The sequence below is a fragment of the Vibrio sp. RW genome, assembly GCF_027587105.1.
GTDB lineage: Bacteria > Pseudomonadota > Gammaproteobacteria > Enterobacterales > Vibrionaceae > Vibrio > Vibrio toranzoniae.
Map to the genome: position 1 here is coordinate 76,484 of NZ_JAPPTM010000004.1, position 16,069 is coordinate 92,552.

The 16,069-nt window shown below is 45.2% G+C and carries 17 protein-coding genes; 6 read left to right on the forward strand and 11 right to left on the reverse strand.

Annotation, left to right across the window (positions count from 1 at the left end; translation table 11 throughout):
- Nucleotides 1-88 precede the first annotated feature (88 nt).
- Together OCT63_RS04715 and OCT63_RS04720 are read left to right on the forward strand one after the other, a co-directional pair.
- Nucleotides 89-436, forward strand: coding sequence for a 5-carboxymethyl-2-hydroxymuconate Delta-isomerase (locus OCT63_RS04715; protein ID WP_060468767.1), 348 nt, complete (start codon nt 89-91; stop codon nt 434-436).
- 68 nt (nt 437-504) lie between these two features.
- Nucleotides 505-927: a DUF805 domain-containing protein gene (locus OCT63_RS04720; protein WP_269983306.1), complete on the forward strand. Its 423-nt coding sequence runs from the start codon at nt 505-507 to the stop codon at nt 925-927.
- Between the two features lie 95 nt (nt 928-1,022).
- Here OCT63_RS04720 and OCT63_RS04725 read toward each other — a convergent pair whose 3' ends face one another.
- From OCT63_RS04725 to glpX, 3 genes are all read right to left on the reverse strand, one after another.
- Nucleotides 1,023-1,370: a DUF3135 domain-containing protein gene (locus tag OCT63_RS04725; protein ID WP_136980848.1), complete on the reverse strand. Its 348-nt coding sequence runs from the start codon at nt 1,368-1,370 to the stop codon at nt 1,023-1,025.
- Between the two features lie 136 nt (nt 1,371-1,506).
- Nucleotides 1,507-2,133 (reverse strand): helix-turn-helix transcriptional regulator, encoded by a 627-nt coding sequence (locus tag OCT63_RS04730; protein ID WP_161680054.1) that lies wholly within the window; start codon nt 2,131-2,133, stop codon nt 1,507-1,509.
- Between the two features lie 174 nt (nt 2,134-2,307).
- Nucleotides 2,308-3,315 (reverse strand): class II fructose-bisphosphatase, encoded by a 1,008-nt coding sequence (gene glpX / locus OCT63_RS04735; RefSeq protein WP_269983307.1) that lies wholly within the window; start codon nt 3,313-3,315, stop codon nt 2,308-2,310.
- A 326-nt stretch (nt 3,316-3,641) separates the two neighbouring features.
- Between glpX and zapB the strand changes: the two genes are divergently transcribed.
- Nucleotides 3,642-3,884 (forward strand): cell division protein ZapB, encoded by a 243-nt coding sequence (zapB, locus tag OCT63_RS04740; protein WP_009848877.1) that lies wholly within the window; start codon nt 3,642-3,644, stop codon nt 3,882-3,884.
- Between the two features lie 90 nt (nt 3,885-3,974).
- On the opposite strand, the gene rraA is transcribed toward zapB, so the two are convergent.
- From rraA to priA, 7 genes are all read right to left on the reverse strand, one after another.
- On the reverse strand, nt 3,975-4,490 hold the full coding sequence (gene rraA, locus OCT63_RS04745; protein ID WP_017055862.1) for a ribonuclease E activity regulator RraA: 516 nt from the start codon (nt 4,488-4,490) through the stop codon (nt 3,975-3,977).
- Between the two features lie 73 nt (nt 4,491-4,563).
- The gene (locus OCT63_RS04750) at nt 4,564-5,481 is read right to left on the reverse strand and encodes a 1,4-dihydroxy-2-naphthoate polyprenyltransferase (RefSeq protein ID WP_269983308.1); all 918 of its coding nucleotides are present in this window, start codon (nt 5,479-5,481) and stop codon (nt 4,564-4,566) included.
- A 223-nt stretch (nt 5,482-5,704) separates the two neighbouring features.
- Nucleotides 5,705-7,045, reverse strand: a complete 1,341-nt coding sequence (gene hslU, locus OCT63_RS04755; RefSeq protein ID WP_161673210.1) for an HslU--HslV peptidase ATPase subunit — start codon at nt 7,043-7,045, stop codon at nt 5,705-5,707.
- A 58-nt stretch (nt 7,046-7,103) separates the two neighbouring features.
- Entirely contained in the window at nt 7,104-7,652 is a 549-nt protein-coding gene (gene hslV, locus OCT63_RS04760; RefSeq protein ID WP_017055859.1) for an ATP-dependent protease subunit HslV, read from the reverse strand.
- A gap of 223 nt (nt 7,653-7,875) precedes the next feature.
- A complete protein-coding gene (gene ftsN, locus OCT63_RS04765) occupies nt 7,876-8,409 on the reverse strand; it encodes a cell division protein FtsN (protein WP_161680046.1) in 534 nt (177 codons plus the stop codon).
- Nucleotides 8,410-8,531: 122 nt separating this feature from the next.
- Nucleotides 8,532-9,536: a DNA-binding transcriptional regulator CytR gene (gene cytR, locus OCT63_RS04770; RefSeq protein ID WP_017055857.1), complete on the reverse strand. Its 1,005-nt coding sequence runs from the start codon at nt 9,534-9,536 to the stop codon at nt 8,532-8,534.
- A 240-nt stretch (nt 9,537-9,776) separates the two neighbouring features.
- Complete coding sequence (gene priA, locus OCT63_RS04775) at nt 9,777-11,978, reverse strand: primosomal protein N' (protein ID WP_269983309.1); 2,202 nt, start codon at nt 11,976-11,978, stop codon at nt 9,777-9,779.
- Between the two features lie 342 nt (nt 11,979-12,320).
- Between priA and rpmE the strand changes: the two genes are divergently transcribed.
- Nucleotides 12,321-12,539 carry a 50S ribosomal protein L31 gene (gene rpmE / locus OCT63_RS04780; protein WP_017055855.1) on the forward strand — a complete coding sequence of 73 codons (219 nt, stop codon included), beginning with the start codon at nt 12,321-12,323 and terminating at the stop codon, nt 12,537-12,539.
- Nucleotides 12,540-12,883: 344 nt separating this feature from the next.
- Complete coding sequence (locus OCT63_RS04785; RefSeq protein WP_017055854.1) at nt 12,884-14,173, forward strand: malic enzyme-like NAD(P)-binding protein; 1,290 nt, start codon at nt 12,884-12,886, stop codon at nt 14,171-14,173.
- A 188-nt stretch (nt 14,174-14,361) separates the two neighbouring features.
- On the opposite strand, the gene metJ is transcribed toward OCT63_RS04785, so the two are convergent.
- The gene (metJ, locus tag OCT63_RS04790; RefSeq protein WP_017055853.1) at nt 14,362-14,679 is read right to left on the reverse strand and encodes a met regulon transcriptional regulator MetJ; all 318 of its coding nucleotides are present in this window, start codon (nt 14,677-14,679) and stop codon (nt 14,362-14,364) included.
- A 208-nt stretch (nt 14,680-14,887) separates the two neighbouring features.
- Here metJ and OCT63_RS04795 point away from each other — a divergent pair, with 208 nt between their 5' ends.
- Nucleotides 14,888-16,069, forward strand: a complete 1,182-nt coding sequence (locus tag OCT63_RS04795) for an O-succinylhomoserine (thiol)-lyase (RefSeq protein WP_269983310.1) — start codon at nt 14,888-14,890, stop codon at nt 16,067-16,069.

Here is a 16,069-nt window from a genome sequence, read left to right on the forward strand (position 1 = left end):
ACAGACAGAATAATCGCTAACTTCTCGGATTTTTCACCGTTAGTTGCTATTAAGAGACAAACGATTGCGTTAACAATAGGAAGTAATAATGCCGAATCTAGTTTTAGAGTACTCAAATTCAGTGGACGAGCGAGTGAATATCCAAGGTTTACTAGAAGATCTTCATCAAGTTGCATTAAACTGTGGCTTGTTTGATGTGCCTTCTGTGAAGTCGCGTTCACTGCGTTGTCATAACTGGCTAGTCGGTGACGAAGAGGACAGTGTGGATTTTATTCACATCAGCTTCGAGTTACTTTCAGGGCGTACCGAAGAACAGAAAAGAGAGTTGTCACGTTTGCTAATGCAAGCCCTACAAGAACAGGCAAGTCATATCCGCAGCCTTACGGTGAACATAAGAGATATGGATAAAGATTGCTTTCAGAAAGTGATTAACTAATTAAAAGTGATTAACGGGCTATTTGCTGCTAACTTTTTGGTAGCGTATTAATTTTTGAGTATTTTAAGATGTCGATGAAAGATTTACTGCTCTCTTTCAAGGGGAGAATTGGTCGTAAGACTTATTGGATGTGGAATATTTTCTACTATGTGGCGATTACTGGTTTTGCTTCCGGTATATCGGTTTTGTTCCCCGCATACACTTATATTCTACTGCCAATTTTCTTACTGGTGCTGGTTATTCCAGATCTTGCGGTAACGGCTAAGCGTTGGCATGACCGTAATAAGTCGAACTACTGGTTATTGTTAAATGTGCCTCTCGTTCTGGGACGTTTAGCCTCGCCAATGGCAGCAACTACGACAGAGTCGGTATCGCCAATTCATATGGTGGCTACCGCTGCGGCATTAGTGTGTGGGCTATGGGTTTTGATTGAATGTGGCTTGTTGAAAGGCACAGAAGGTCGTAACGACTACGGTGAAAATCCAGTATAACAATTGAATGAATATAAGAAGGGAGCCTTGCGCTCCCTTTTTTGTATTATAACAGTCTGATTTTCATGTGTGTCTGCTGTTAACTTATATTCGCTTTAATACATTTTCGGCTCTGTATTTGGTCTAAAAGGGACGACATTCTCGGACTTTGGTTCAGCAAGGGGGCAGCGACCTTCGAGGGCGTCTTGGAATTTACAAACCTGACAGCGCAACTCTTGCATCAGTACGACATTGGTATGGTGAGGGTTTTTGCAGCGGCTAACGACTAAATCGATATGACTTTGCTGAGCTCGAAGCCTGTCTTGCATCACTTGAGAGGCAGAACAGATCATTTGCTCACACATCTCGTGTTTGAATTGATTGAATGCTTTAGGATCGCTTTTCGCGAGTTGGACCAGTTCATCAAAGGGTGGCAGTTTTTGGTCGGGTTGTGGATGTGCCATCATTCCTTCCTTAGCATTAAGTATGTTTCATATGCTTTAAGCTTAAGAAAGAATTCTGTACAAATTTTGTTCTATTGTAGTTTTCTCAATATTGAGACGAGACCAGTCGTTTGGCGCAAAGCTCAAGCACTGAGTATTACGATGAAGGTGTGGGGGTTAGGGTGTAAGTACAGCGTCGCTCACCAGCGATAATGTGTTCAGTGCGGCTTACATGACATTCACCTTTGAGTAACTCAGTAAATACATTGAGCTCAGATTGACAGAGGCTTGGACAGCGAGTCGCTGCTTTACAGATAGGACAGTGATTTTCGATCAAGATATAGTTATCACCTTGTTCTTGAAGTTCTGCCATGTAGCCTTCTTCTTCACGAAGTTGAGTGAGCTTTTCAAGTTTACTGATCAGGTTATCACAGCCAGATAGAGCGGTTTGATACTGCTTTAAAGTGTGTTGTTCACGCTCGGCAGCAACCTTAGCTAGCCCCTCTTGGCCAAATAGGTTCTCTACGGCATCAATCACTTGAATCGTCAGCTCACCGTGTCGGTCTGAGAATTGGCTATGGCCTTGTTGAGTCAGTGACCAATGGCGGGTAGGACGTCCCACTTTTACTTTAACGTCATGAAACGCAAGAATACCGTCATCTTCCAGGCTTTGCAGATGTTGCCTTGCCCCCATTGTCGTCATGTCAAATTCTTCTGACAGTTGCTTCGCGGTTACCGCTCCTTGGCGCTTAATGGTTTGTAAGATTTTGTCGCTTGTTTTCATATTATCCCTACCTCATGAACCTTACTATTATGAGGCAAGGTGTTTATAAAGCAAACCATTTACTATATTGGCCGCCGTTCACGCTATTGCTAGCATATGGTGTGCTTGGCACAGGCCAATAAAACAAAAGGCTGATACGTGGTATCAGCCTTTGTTGTTCTGTTTAACTTAGGTTTACAGGATGTGACCGATTACTTCTGGGTCTTTACGTTCTAGGTAGTGGATTGATTTGATGCGACGAATCGTGCGGCAGCGACCACGTATAAGTAGTGTTTCTGTGGTTGCGATATTACCTGTACGAGTAATGCCTTCTAACAAATCACCTTTGGTAATGCCGGTTGCTGAGAATACTACGTTGTCGCTGCGCGCCATGTCTTCCATCTTCAACACTATACCCGCCGTTACGCCCATTTCAGCGCAACGTTCTAGCTCAAGCTCACCGTGCTTACGGTTTTCTGCGGTATCGCCTTTCACCTCGTGACGAGGGAGAAGGCGACCGTGCATGTCACCATCTAGTGCGCGAATAACCGCCGCAGAAACGACACCTTCAGGTGCGCCACCGATGCAGTACATGACGTCTACTTCGCTGTCGGGCATACAAGTTAGGATAGAAGCAGCAACATCACCGTCTGGCACTGCGAATACGCGAACGCCCATTGCTTGCATGTCGGCGATGACTTGATCGTGACGTGGCTTAGCCAGTGTCGTTACAACTAATGTATCCAGCGTTTTACCCAGCGCTTTCGCTACGTTTTCTAGGTTTTCTTTTAGTGGTCGTGCTAGGTCAATCACGCCTTTAGCGCCAGGACCGACAACCAATTTTTCCATGTACATATCAGGCGCTTTAAGGAAGCTGCCTTTTTCGCCTGCCGCCAATACCGCCAATGCGTTTGATTGGCCCATTGCTGTCATGCGTGTCCCTTCTATTGGGTCAACGGCAATGTCGACAGCATCACCGCCCACACCTACTTGCTCACCGATGTAGAGCATAGGTGCATCATCAATTTCACCTTCACCAATAACAATCTCACCGCTGATTTCGGTTTTGTTTAGTAGACTACGCATGACTTCTACAGCAGCGCCATCCGCAGCGTTTTTATCGCCACGGCCAAGCCATTTGTAACCAGCTAGTGCTGCACTTTCAGTGACACGAGAAAATGACATTGCTAAATCGCGTTTCATGCGAACTCCAAAACTTTTAAAGGGGGAGGGAAGATAAATTTTGCGGCGGATTTTACCATATCCAAAAGAAAACGTTTGCCTTTTTGTTTTTGGGGATTGCTCTCGATCAATTTGCAGTAGAAAACAATAAATCTTCATCAAAATAATCAGCCTGTGGATGTGGAGATAATCATTCGCGTCAATATTCGGTAAAAAGCGCTGTTTTTTTCATCGAATGGTGCAAATTATCGAATATATTGAGTGTTTATCCTTGCTCTGCTGAGTAGAATGGGGAAATAAGTGGAGTGAACCTTCACCATTAAATGGATAACTAAAGGTAGGCCAGAATGTCTTTTGAAGTACTAGAGCAGCTAGAAGCAAAAATTCAAACAGCAGTAGATACAATTGCACTTCTTCAAATGGAAGTGGAAGAGCTTAAAGAAGAGAAACAAGCACTAGCGACAGAAGCTGGTGAGCTAAAAGCAAGCCGTCACGAGCTAGAGCAAAAAACTCAGCAAATGCAGGAAGAGCATTCAGCATGGCAAGATCGCATCCGTAACCTTCTAGGTAAAATGGATGACGTTGAGTAATTGACTCTTCAGATTAAAAAAAACGCCCGCTACTGAGTAGCGGGCGTTTTTGTTCGTTGTTCTAATTGGCTGGAGCTTTGTTAGAGATACTTAATCTGATTCTTCTTCGACATCAAGGTCGAGTTCAACATCTAACGGCTCAGCAGAGAGAATGATGCCTGTGTTATCCGCGTAAAGGTAATCTTCAGGTAAAAAAGTCACGCTGCCAAAATTGACTGGAACATCAACCTCGCCAATGCTCTCTTGGCTAGCTCCGACGGGAATGGATGCTAAAGCTTGAATGCCGAGGTTCATATCTTCTAATTCATCGACTTCACGTACACAGCCATAAACCACAATACCTTCCCACTCATTGTCTTCGGCAAGCAGGGCGATTTCAGCATCGATCAGCGCTTTTCGTAATGAGCCACCACCATCGATTAGCAGCACTCGACCTAACCCATCTTGCTCCAATACAGAGCGAATCAAAGCGTTGTCTTCAAAACACTTTAATGTTGTGACCTGTCCTGCAAAGGATGCTCGTCCACCGAAGTTGCTGAACATTGGCTCCACGACATCAACTTGATCTATGTAGATGTCGCACAGTGCTGAAGTGTTGTATTCCATTCGTTTACCTTTTGAACAATGAACTTACTTTGAGTATATCGGTGCCTGATCCCTTTGCAATGATTAGTCTCAATTAACTCAATAGAGTTTGAGCTACGACAACCCCTGCAAACAATAAGTTAGTGACCAGGGAGCATTTCACAATAACGGGCATCATTGGTGCAATCTGAGCTGGTTTATCGGTTTTCCATACGGCTTTACCATGCTTGTAAACAACAATGATACTGAACAAAAATGGCAGGCTAATCCAAACGGGTTTCTCCTGAATCAGTAGGTATAGCGCGAAAGATGCAAGGGCGAAACTAAGTAACAAGAAATGATAGTGCTTGGCTTTGCGCTGCCCTAAGCGAACGGCCATAGTGCGCTTACCACATTCGCTATCGTTTTCGATATCACGCATGTTGTTGATATTGAGAACTGCCACTGCCATTAATCCACAACCTAAAGCGGGAAGAAATAGGCTAGGCTCAACGTGGCCAGTATGCAAGAAGTACGTTCCAGACACGCCTAGCAATCCAAAGAAGATAAACACTGATAAGTCGCCAAGGCCGATATAACCATAGGGCTTGTTACCAACTGTGTATGCAATAGCAGCCGCAATCGCCAGAACACCAAGAGCGATGAACGACAAGATACTCTCAATCGAGCTTAGTGCATAAAAAATAAGAACCAATCCAGCTATTACCGTCAATACGATGTTGAGGATGATAGCTTGCTTCATGGTCTTCGCGTTGACTGTACCAGACTGCATCGCGCGTATTGGGCCTAAACGCTTCTCGTTGTCGGTGCCTTTGACGGCATCGCCATAGTCGTTGGCTAGGTTCGATAGAATCTGTAATAGAGTGGCGGTTAAAAAAGCCAGCAGCGCTATCGATAAAGAAAAATGATTGCTAGCGAACGCCAAACTACTCCCTGTAAGAATGGAGACAAGTGCGAGGGGCAGAGTTTTTGGTCGCGCGGCATCAAGCCAGATCAGTAAAGATTGTTTCATCGTAAGTCTATTTTCATCGTAAGTCTATTTTCATCGTAAGTCTATTTTCATTGTAAGTGCACTTTTGTCGTTAGTACGCTAGTGGTCGGTATATCGTGTCATACAGTAATTCGAGTATACGCCCATTTTTTAGGTAATAAAAAGCCCACTTTATAGTGGGCCTTGAATTCGTCTATTAGCTGCTATTTCTTTGAGATAGAGCAATAAGTTGGAGTTTAATGTGCTACAGAATGAAGCGGCTCAGATCTTCGTCTTCCACGAATTCACCTAACTTTGATGTTACGTAAGCTTCGTCAATCACTAGTTTGCTGCCGGCTCTGTCTGTTGCGTCGAATGAAATCTCATCCATTAAGCGCTCCATTACTGTGTGTAGACGACGTGCACCGATGTTTTCAGTGGTTTCGTTAACACGCCATGCCGCGTCAGCTATTTGGTTGATGCCATCTTCAGTAAACTCAATGCTGACGTCTTCTGTTTTCATTAGAGCAATGTACTGCTCTGTTAGAGACGCTTTTGGCTCAGTCAGGATACGTTTAAAGTCGTTCGCTGATAGTGCTTCCAGCTCTACGCGGATTGGCAAACGACCTTGCAGCTCAGGGATTAGGTCAGATGGCTTAGCCACTTGGAATGCGCCTGATGTGATAAACAAGATGTGGTCAGTTCTAACCATACCATGTTTGGTTGAAACTGTGCTGCCTTCGATAAGAGGCAGTAGATCACGTTGAACACCTTCACGAGATACATCTGGACCTGAACTGTCGCCACGTTTACAGATTTTGTCGATCTCATCGATGAATACGATACCGTTGTTTTCAGCGTTGAAGATCGCATTCTCTTTTAGCTCTTCTTGGTTTACAAGCTTAGCGGCTTCTTCTTCAGTTAGTGCTTTGAATGCATCCTTGATTTTAATCTTGCGTTTTTTCTTGGTGTCGCCAGCTAGGTTTTGGAACATACCTTGTAACTGGTTTGTCATCTCTTCCATGCCAGGAGGAGCCATGATTTCAACACCCATTTGCGGTGCGGCTACATCAATTTCAATCTCTTTGTCATCCATCTTACCTTCGCGCAGTTTTTTGCGGAAAACCTGGCGAGTATTCGAAGATGTTGTGTCATCAGTTGTCTGTTCATTCTGGCCCCAAGCATCACGAGCTGGCGGCAGAAGGGCATCAAGAATACGTTCTTCGGCTTGCTCTTCAGCGCGGTATTGCACCTTTTCCATCGCTTGTTGATGTGTCATCTTGATCGCAACATCGGTTAGATCACGGATGATGGTTTCAACTTCTTTACCTACATAACCCACTTCAGTGAACTTGGTTGCTTCCACTTTGATGAAAGGCGCGTTCGCGAGTTTTGCTAGACGACGAGCTATTTCAGTTTTACCCACACCCGTTGGGCCAATCATCAGGATGTTTTTTGGCGAAACTTCAACACGCAGGCTTTCTTCGAGCTGCATACGACGCCAGCGGTTACGCAATGCAATCGCTACTGAACGCTTAGCGTTGTCTTGGCCGATAATGTGGCGATTGAGTTCATGAACAATTTCGCGAGGAGTCATCTCAGACATGTTTTTTCCTTAATTCTTTAATCACTGTTGAATACAACGTTATGGATAGAGGAGGTCGTTATTCTGGTTTTGGCAGTTCAACGGTGCTATCTAGCTCTTCAACAGTGTGTTGATGGTTGGTGAAGACACAGATATCGCCAGCAATGCTCAGCGACTTTTCTGCGATTTCACGTGCATCTAAATCAGTATTTTCTAGTAAGGCAGTTGCCGCTGCTTGAGCGAAGTTACCACCAGAGCCAATAGCAATCAGGTCATTCTCAGGTTGAACGACGTCACCATTACCAGTGATGATCAGTGAAGCGGTTTCATCCGCTACGGCAAGCAGTGCTTCTAATTTACGTAGAGCACGGTCGCTACGCCAATCTTTTGCCAGCTCAACGGCCGCTTTGGTTAGGTGACCTTGGTGCATTTGCAGTTTGCTTTCAAATTTTTCGAATAGCGTGAAAGCGTCAGCCGTACCGCCAGCAAAACCTGCCAGTACTTTGTTGTTATATAGGCGACGTACTTTGCGGGCATTGCCCTTCATTACAGTATTGCCTAGAGATACTTGTCCATCACCCGCGATGACGACTTTATTATTACGACGTACAGATACTATGGTAGTCACGAGTAGGGCCTCTTTATATTCTTATCCTTGGGTATAAAAAGTATATGAGGATGACACTCGGGTAATTCAAGGAACCATGAGTGATGTCGAGCAACTTATTAGTGGAAGTGGTAAGGAAATTTGGTTAAGGGGACTAAATAAAAGAAAACCTCCACAATGGGAGGCTTTCGGGTTTGTCTTTGCTGCGACTCTAGCGGTTACACAACTGCGCTGTCGCTTATCACTACTCGGTGTCTTTCCAAATAGCACAAGGTTCGATTTTTGCGCGTTGTAGTTTGTGGCGATCTCGTTCGGCATCACGCTTAAATTTATAAGGTCCTAGAACCACACGGTACCAGCTACTGCCATCTTTCTTGCGGATCTCACTCGAGATACCTTGGAAGGCAATGTCCAACTTACGTGTTTCTGCCTGTGCTGAGGTTTTGTAAGCGCCACATTGCATGATGTAAGGGATTTTCGAGATCTGTTGCTCTTTGGCTTTTATTTCAATCTCGCGACTTGGCAGCGTTTCGACGTAGTCCCATTTCTCTGTTGGAGGCGGCGGAATGACTTTTGCTGGCTTAGGTTTCGACTTGTTCACCACAGGAGCTGGCGCTGGTGGCTCAGGATCATTACTTAATAAGTAAAGCCCGTAACCAAAACCACCAACAAGGAGGATCGCCAAAAGACCACTGCGCCAAGGTTTACGGCGAGGGGCTTGTTTGTTGGTCGTTTTTTTTGTGCCACGACCGCGCTTTACATAATCTCTATTAGCCACAAGACAATTCAATAGTTGATAGTTCTGCTCTCATGGTAATCCAGATTGCGTGAGGATAATAGTGCAGAAATTGAAGCGGCACATCAAAATGTGCCGCCGGTTTGTTTGGGTATTTACCTTGTCTAAATTCGAGGTGGCGCTGTACTGCCACGAACCACGAGTTTAGCTTCAAGTAGACGTGAACCGGTTTGAACATCGTTACCTTTAAGTAGGTCGAGCATCATGAGCATCGCTTGGCGTCCGATTTCGTAACGAGGCTGAGAAATGGTCGTTAGTGGTGGATCGCAGTATTGAGCGAATTGGATGTCATCAAAACCAACAATGGAGAGGTCTTGAGGAACACGCAAACCTAATTTTTTTGCTTCTTGAATAGCGCCAATTGCCATTGAATCGTTATGACAGAAAATTGCGGTTGGTTGTTCCGGTAGTGCTAATAATTGACGAACGGCTTTTGTTCCAGCTTCAAAGGTAAAATCACCAACAGTACTGTAAGCTGGGTTCATTGATACACCAGCTCGGCGTAATGCCTGTTGGTAGCCTTGTTGGCGGAACTTACATAGAGTGGCGGAGGTTGGGCCAGATATTTGTGCGATGCGCTTGTGACCTAACTGAGCTAGGTAGTTGACGGCTTCAAATGCAGACGTCAAGTTATCGATGTGTACCGTTGGTAACTCAAGTTCAGGTGCAAACTCACATGCCATCACCATAGGTGGTAAGTTCTTCTGTTCAGATTTACTGACATCAAATGGGTGGTCGGTGCCAAGCAGTAGCATGCCATCAGCCTGTTTGGTGAACACCAAGTTTACAAATGATGATTCACGTTTCTTCTGTTGACCACTGTCGCCAAGCAGAACTAGGTAATCATTTTCTACAGCTGCATCTTCGATACCACGAATGATTTCGGCGAAATAAGGGTCACAGATATCAGGAACGATAGTAATGATGGTTTTTGATTCGTTGCGACGTAAGTTTCGAGCTAATGTATTGGGTGAGTATCCAGCTTCAAGTACAGCTGCCTCTACTCGTTTGCGAGTAGAAACTGAGACTTTCTCTGGGGTCATCAATGCACGTGATACCGTTGCGGTTGAGACGCCTGCTAGCTGGGCAACATCCTTCATTGTCGCCATAAATTAAACCCTCTTTTAAGTTCCTTTGTTGCCTAAGTATCTAAGGCGTGAATAATTAATACAATCAAATAGACATAATGAAAGTGTTGCTAACACTTTTTTGATTGCAATATTCTATTTGTTTCATCCGTGTAAAGTTACGGCTAGATTAACAAAAATCGCATGACTAGTGTGATGTTACTCACGAGAAATATGAAATATTTGTGAACAAACTTATCATTAGTTTTAACCCAGGTGGGTTTAGCTTAAATCTTGCGGTTCAATATCGAGTGACCAGCGAACTTTTTTCGCAGCAGGTAACATATTGATGGCCGGCTTGGCGCTCATTAATAGCTTCTGCATCAATGAACGAGTCTGGGTTTGCAAGATCAATTGCCAGCGAGATTTGCCTGCACGTTTGGCTAGTGGTGCAGGCGTTGGTCCTAACACCATGCAATATTGGTCAAACAATGGATGTGACTCCAGGGTGTGACGAACTTGACGTAAGAACTCTTCCACCAAGCGCGTGTCGTTCGCTTCTGCTCTAAACAGTGTCATAAAGGTGTAAGGTGGCAACATCGCCTGTTTACGTTCGGCTAAGGCCGTCTGAGCGAAGTGGTTATAGTCTTTGTGCAGCAATGCTTGTAGCAGACCATGTTCTGGATGGTGCGTTTGTAAGATCACTTCGCCGGGTTTACTGGCACGACCTGCGCGCCCTGCGACTTGGATAAAGAGCTGAGCAAGGCGTTCAGGTGCTCGGAAGTCACTGCTATATAAAGAGCCATCCACATCCAATAACGCCACAAGTGTCACGTCAGGGAAGTGGTGACCTTTAGCCAGCATCTGGGTGCCAATAAGAATTTGGTATTCACCCTTGCGAATCGACTCTAATGCGCTTTCTAAGCTACCCTTACGACGGGTGCTGTCGCGGTCAATACGAATGGTTTTATATTCTGGAAAGAGTTGACCAAGTTGCGCTTCGAGCTGTTCGGTACCGACACCCACTGTCACTAAATTCGCTGAACCGCAGCCTTGGCAATGGTGAACGATATGGTGTTGTGAACCACAGTGGTGGCAACGCATTTCATTGCTGTATTGGTGATAGGTGTAGTAAGCATCACAGCGCTTACACTCGGCAGTCCAACCACAATCGTGACACATCAATGCTGGGGAGAACCCGCGGCGGTTGAGGAACAACATCACTTGGTTGCCCGCTTTCAGGTGTCTTTGCATCTCAGCAATTAACGACGCAGACAAACCGCTTTCCAGATATTCGCCTTTCACATCCAACACTTTATTAGTGGTCGGCAATGCGACACCTGCACGTGAGGTGAGGGTAAGGTAGTTGTATTTGCCTATCTGAGCGTTGTGCAGCGTTTCAAAAGCCGGAGTTGCTGACCCAAGAACGACCGGAACCTGCGCTTTATGAGCGCGCATAATGGCGACATCACGTGCGTGGTAGCGCAGGCTGTCTTGCTGTTTATAGGAGGCGTCATGCTCTTCATCGACAATGATAATGCCTAGATCAGCGAAAGGCGTGAATAGAGCCGAACGCGTACCAATTACGATGCCTGCAATATTGTCGCGTGCCGAGAGCCACGCATTCAGTCGCTCTGAATCGTTTAAGCCAGAGTGGATAACCTCAACAGGCACATTAAAGCGTCGCTTAAAGCGGTTAATGGTTTGAGGGGTGAGGCCAATTTCAGGCACCAAAACTAGTGCCTGTTTACCCTGGTCAAGAATCGGCTTGATCATATTCAGGTAGACCTCTGTCTTACCTGAGCCGGTAACGCCCTCTAGTAGAAAGCAGCCAAAGTTGGTCTGGCTATTGACTGTTGCGATTGCGATGGCTTGCTCTGCATTGAGCTTTGGCTTGTCTTGTTCGTTTTCGAGTTCAACTGGCCATGGTTTGCGCTGCGGTTTTTTCTCTACCGATTCAATCCAACCTTTCTCTTCCAGTGTCTTAAGTACTGCGCTACCCACTTCTTCATCAATGAATTCTTGATGAGGAACTGCGCCATTTTCAAGCATATGCATCACTTTGGCTTGTTTGACGGCGCGACCAAAGCCTTGCATCAGTTGATCTCTGCCTGACGATGTTAACTGCCATTCGATAAGCGTTGCGAAGTCGGCGGCTTTGCCTTTTCTTAGGGCGCTCGGTAGGGCGTTAGCAAAGGTTTCGCCAAGCGGGTATTGGTAGAATTGACTACACCACACCAAGAGTGAGTAGACCGACTTTGGCCAAACGGGTTGGTTATCTAATAAGGTTTTAATCGGCTTGAGTTTGTCTAGCTCGAATTCAGATTCGTTAACCAGAGCCGTAACAATCCCAGTTAAGGTTTGGCGTCCAAAAGGCACAGAAACTCGTCCACCAATAACCGGAAAGAGGTGGTTAGGAATCTTGTAATCGAACTGCTTGTCGAGTGGAACAGGCAGGGCCACACGGGCAATCATTGGACGCATAAAGTGACGGCTTTACTGAGTTGAGGAGAGCGAACAGTCTAAATGATAAGGCGGTTAAATTCGAGGAGCAGTTTAGGTGAAAGAGGTGAGTTAACGAATGAAGGTCATTAGAGCTCTTGAATTTCAACCAACATGCCAGTTAACAAAAGAAATAAAGACACTATTGGCGAAAAATGTATCAAATCGGTTGATCCTGTCTTATAGATTCATTACTATACTGCGCCTTAAAGGTATGGCTTCGTCACTTTTTTGTACGGATGCGGTGTCTTTATTTCTTTTTTAAACTACGTGTGGTGTGCGGCTTAGAATCGTATAGCGACACGGCCTACTTGAGGTTATCCCATGAAAGCTGGAATCCACCCAGAATACAAAGCAGTAACAGCAACTTGTTCTTGCGGCAACACATTCGAATTCAACTCTACTCTAGGTAAAGATGGTATTCACCTAGATGTATGTGACAAATGTCACCCATTCTACACAGGTAAGCAACGTATCGTAGATACAGGCGGCCGTGTAGATCGCTTTAACAAGCGTTTCGGTGCTCTTTCTAGCAAGAAGTAATTCTCGCTATTTAGACATGAAAAAGGACACTTAGGTGTCCTTTTTTGTTGCCTATAATTTGAGTAAATGATGGATACTGCTCTGTAGCTATTTAATAGGTAGGCAATTAATATAAATGATAGGTCGTTTATCCGCATTTTCCACAACGGTCGTTCCGCTACTTCTATTTAGAAATTCGCTTGAAAGTTCAACAGGCAATAGTAATTTCCACTGCTCACTGGTCTTATTAGTAGTTAAATCTCGTTTTTTAATGAGACAGAGGCTTTAACTACCTAGGAACTTTGAAGTACATCCATTAACATGAACAAGACCCCCAAATAATAATAACCTAGGAACCTACACCTATGTCTGAAGACAGCCGACAAGACCAATCCTCTCAAGAGTTATCGCCTCAAGAACAATTTCGTCAGCAAGCTCTTGATTATCATGAGTTCCCAATTCCAGGCAAAATTGCCGTAGAACTGACAAAGCCTGCAGATTCTGCAGAAGATCTAGCACTTGCATACAGCCCTGGCGTGGCTGAACCTGTTCGCGAAATCGCACAAAACGTAGATAACGTTTATAAATACACGGGTAAAGGCAACATGGTTGCAGTTATCTCTAACGGTACGGCGATTCTTGGTCTTGGAAATCTTGGCCCTATTGCTTCTAAGCCGGTAATGGAAGGTAAAGCGTTACTGTTTAAGCGCTTTGCAGGTTTAGATTCTATTGATATTGAAGTAAAACACCGCACAATCGATGAGTTTGTAGATACCGTTGCCAATATCGCAGATACATTCGGTGGTATTAACCTAGAAGACATCAAAGCACCAGATTGTTTTGAGATTGAACGTCGCCTGATTGAACGTTGTGATGTTCCAGTATTCCACGATGACCAACACGGTACTGCGATTGTAACAGCAGCTGGTATGCTGAACGCAATTGAACTTCAAGGTAAGAAACTCGAAGAATGTAAGATCGTTTGTTTAGGTGCAGGCGCAGCAGCGGTTGCTTGTATGGAACTGCTGATTAAGTGTGGCGCCCAGCGTGAGAAGATCTACATGCTGGACCGTAAGGGGGTAATCCACACTCGTCGTGATGACCTCAATGAGTACAAAGAACTATTCGCAAACAACACTGACAAACGTACTCTTGAAGATGTTATCGAAGATGCGGATCTATTCTTGGGTGTGTCTGGCCCTAACTTACTACCAGCTGAAGCACTAACACTAATGGCTGATAAGCCGATTGTGTTTGCATGTTCAAACCCAGATCCAGAAATCAAACCAGATCTTGCTCATGAAGTTCGAAAAGACCTTATTATGGGTACAGGCCGCAGTGATTACCCGAACCAAGTTAACAACGTACTTTGTTTCCCATTCATTTTCCGTGGTGCGCTAGATGTGCGTGCGAGCGAAATTAATGATGAGATGAAACTGGCGGCGGTTCATGCTATTCGTGAACTGGCTAAAGAAGAAGTGCCAGCTGAAGTATTAGCGGCAGCAGGTGAGACGGCGCTGGAGTTTGGTAAGGGCTATATCATTCCTAAGCCAATGGACCCGCGTCTGCTTCCTCGAGTAGCAAAAGCGGTAGCGGAAGCGGCCGTTGAATCTGGCGTTGCGCGTATTGATATGCCAGCTAACTATATGGCGTAATAGCCCGCAGTGGTGGATTCTCTGTAGCGGTTTCGCTATGGGCAAGAATAATAAAAACCGACTCATCAGGAGTCGGTTTTTTTATACCTATCACTCACAGCCCACTCGCAAGCAGTATAGTGAGTGATGTTATGAATAGGGGCCGCTATAACGAATCAGTATTAAAGGCGGTGACTGAGTTGTTTTTATTATTCGTCAAACGCTTCGAATTCGATCCCCATCTCTGTCATCAGTCTTTTTACTTCAGTAGGGATATCGTCTGGACGGTCTTTACGGAGATCTTCATCCGTTGGTAGTGGTTGGCCTGTGTACGCATGTAGAAAGGCTTCGCACAGTAGCTCACTGTTTGTTGCATGGCGTAGGTTGTTAATCTGGCGGCGAGTACGCTCGTCAGTAAGAACCTTTAACACTTTTAGAGGGATAGAAACTGTAATTTTCTTTACTTGTTCGCTTTTCTTTCCATGCTCAGCATATGGGCTTATGTATTCACCATTCCAGTCGGCCATTGCGTACCTTCATCACTTTAGTTGTTAGAATAAATTAATAGTGGTGATTTTAGCGGGATTTACCGCCATAAGCAAAGACATATAGACGTCTAGAAGTGTTGACGTCTCATGTTTATGAAAGTAAAGTGAATAACATATATCTAACACAGCCGCAAAATGCCGACAAGCAGCTGTGATTCTCAGACGCAAAACTTGTAAGGAAGCACCTATGAGCAGCCGGAAGCCAGCAACAATCGCAGTACGTACTGGTATCGAGTCAGACACGCAACACCATGCCGTTGTCCCACCTATTTATCTTTCGACTAACTATGGGTTTCCCGCTTTTGGTGAAGTGCCAAAGTACGATTACACCCGTTCTGGTAACCCGAACCGCGGTTTACTAGAAACGGCACTGTTTGAACTTGAATCGGGCAAAGGCGCGGTTGTCACTAACTGTGGTACCTCGGCGCTAAACTTATGGGTTTCTGCTTTTTTAGGTGGCGATGATCTTATTATCGCTCCGCACGACTGCTACGGCGGCACTTACCGTCTGTTTAACACACGCTCACTTAAAGGTGACTTCAAAGTTCTGTTTGTTGATCAATCGGATCAAGCCGCGCTGGATGCGGCGATCGCGCTTAAGCCAAAGTTGATCTTAATTGAAACACCATCGAATCCATTGGTTCGTGTGGTTGATATCGCAGAAACTTGCCGCAAAGCGAAAGAGGTTGGTGCACTGGTTGCTGTCGACAACACGTTTTTGACGCCTGTGTTCCAAAAGCCTTTAGAGCTGGGTGCTGATTTTGTTATCCACTCAACCACTAAATACATCAACGGACACTCGGACGTTATTGGTGGCGTTGTCGTCACCAAAACTGAAGAGCACGCTGAAGAGCTAGCGTGGTGGGGTAACTGTATTGGTGCGACCGGCACACCATTTGATAGCTACATGACTCTACGTGGTATTCGTACGCTAGGTGCGCGTATGCGAGTTCACGAAGAGAGTTCACGTGAAATTCTTGCGTCTCTGCAGCAACAAGATCTCGTCGGCACTATTTACCACCCAAGCCTTCCTGAACATCCGGGTCATGATATCGCGAAGAAGCAGCAATCGGGCTTTGGCTCAATGCTGAGCTTCGAATTTGCGGGCTCATTTGAGGCGCTTAAGTACTTTGTTGATAAATTAGAGCTGTTCTCTTTGGCAGAATCACTGGGCGGTGTGGAAAGCTTAATTTGCCACCCTGCGTCGATGACTCACCGTGCAATGGGCGAAGAAGCATTAGCAGAAGCGGGGGTTTCGCAACAGTTACTGCGTCTTTCTGTTGGCCTTGAAGATGCAGAAGACTTGATTGATGACCTCAAGCAAGCGTTTGAAAAAACACAACACTTTATCGTAGAAGGGGAGGGTTAA

Excerpts from the sequence above, each read along its gene's own strand:
- OCT63_RS04715 (WP_060468767.1), top strand. The coding sequence starts at position 89 with ATGCCGAATCTAGTTTTAGAGTACTCAAATTCAGTGGACGAGCGAGTG.
- OCT63_RS04720 (WP_269983306.1), top strand. The coding sequence starts at position 505 with ATGTCGATGAAAGATTTACTGCTCTCTTTCAAGGGGAGAATTGGTCGT.
- OCT63_RS04725 (WP_136980848.1), bottom strand. The coding sequence starts at position 1,370 with ATGGCACATCCACAACCCGACCAAAAACTGCCACCCTTTGATGAACTG.
- OCT63_RS04730 (WP_161680054.1), bottom strand. The coding sequence starts at position 2,133 with ATGAAAACAAGCGACAAAATCTTACAAACCATTAAGCGCCAAGGAGCG.
- glpX (WP_269983307.1), bottom strand. The coding sequence starts at position 3,315 with ATGAAACGCGATTTAGCAATGTCATTTTCTCGTGTCACTGAAAGTGCA.
- zapB (WP_009848877.1), top strand. The coding sequence starts at position 3,642 with ATGTCTTTTGAAGTACTAGAGCAGCTAGAAGCAAAAATTCAAACAGCA.
- rraA (WP_017055862.1), bottom strand. The coding sequence starts at position 4,490 with ATGGAATACAACACTTCAGCACTGTGCGACATCTACATAGATCAAGTT.
- OCT63_RS04750 (WP_269983308.1), bottom strand. The coding sequence starts at position 5,481 with ATGAAACAATCTTTACTGATCTGGCTTGATGCCGCGCGACCAAAAACT.
- hslU (WP_161673210.1), bottom strand. The coding sequence starts at position 7,045 with ATGTCTGAGATGACTCCTCGCGAAATTGTTCATGAACTCAATCGCCAC.
- cytR (WP_017055857.1), bottom strand. The coding sequence starts at position 9,536 with ATGGCGACAATGAAGGATGTTGCCCAGCTAGCAGGCGTCTCAACCGCA.
- priA (WP_269983309.1), bottom strand. The coding sequence starts at position 11,978 with ATGCGTCCAATGATTGCCCGTGTGGCCCTGCCTGTTCCACTCGACAAG.
- rpmE (WP_017055855.1), top strand. The coding sequence starts at position 12,321 with ATGAAAGCTGGAATCCACCCAGAATACAAAGCAGTAACAGCAACTTGT.
- OCT63_RS04785 (WP_017055854.1), top strand. The coding sequence starts at position 12,884 with ATGTCTGAAGACAGCCGACAAGACCAATCCTCTCAAGAGTTATCGCCT.
- metJ (WP_017055853.1), bottom strand. The coding sequence starts at position 14,679 with ATGGCCGACTGGAATGGTGAATACATAAGCCCATATGCTGAGCATGGA.
- OCT63_RS04795 (WP_269983310.1), top strand. The coding sequence starts at position 14,888 with ATGAGCAGCCGGAAGCCAGCAACAATCGCAGTACGTACTGGTATCGAG.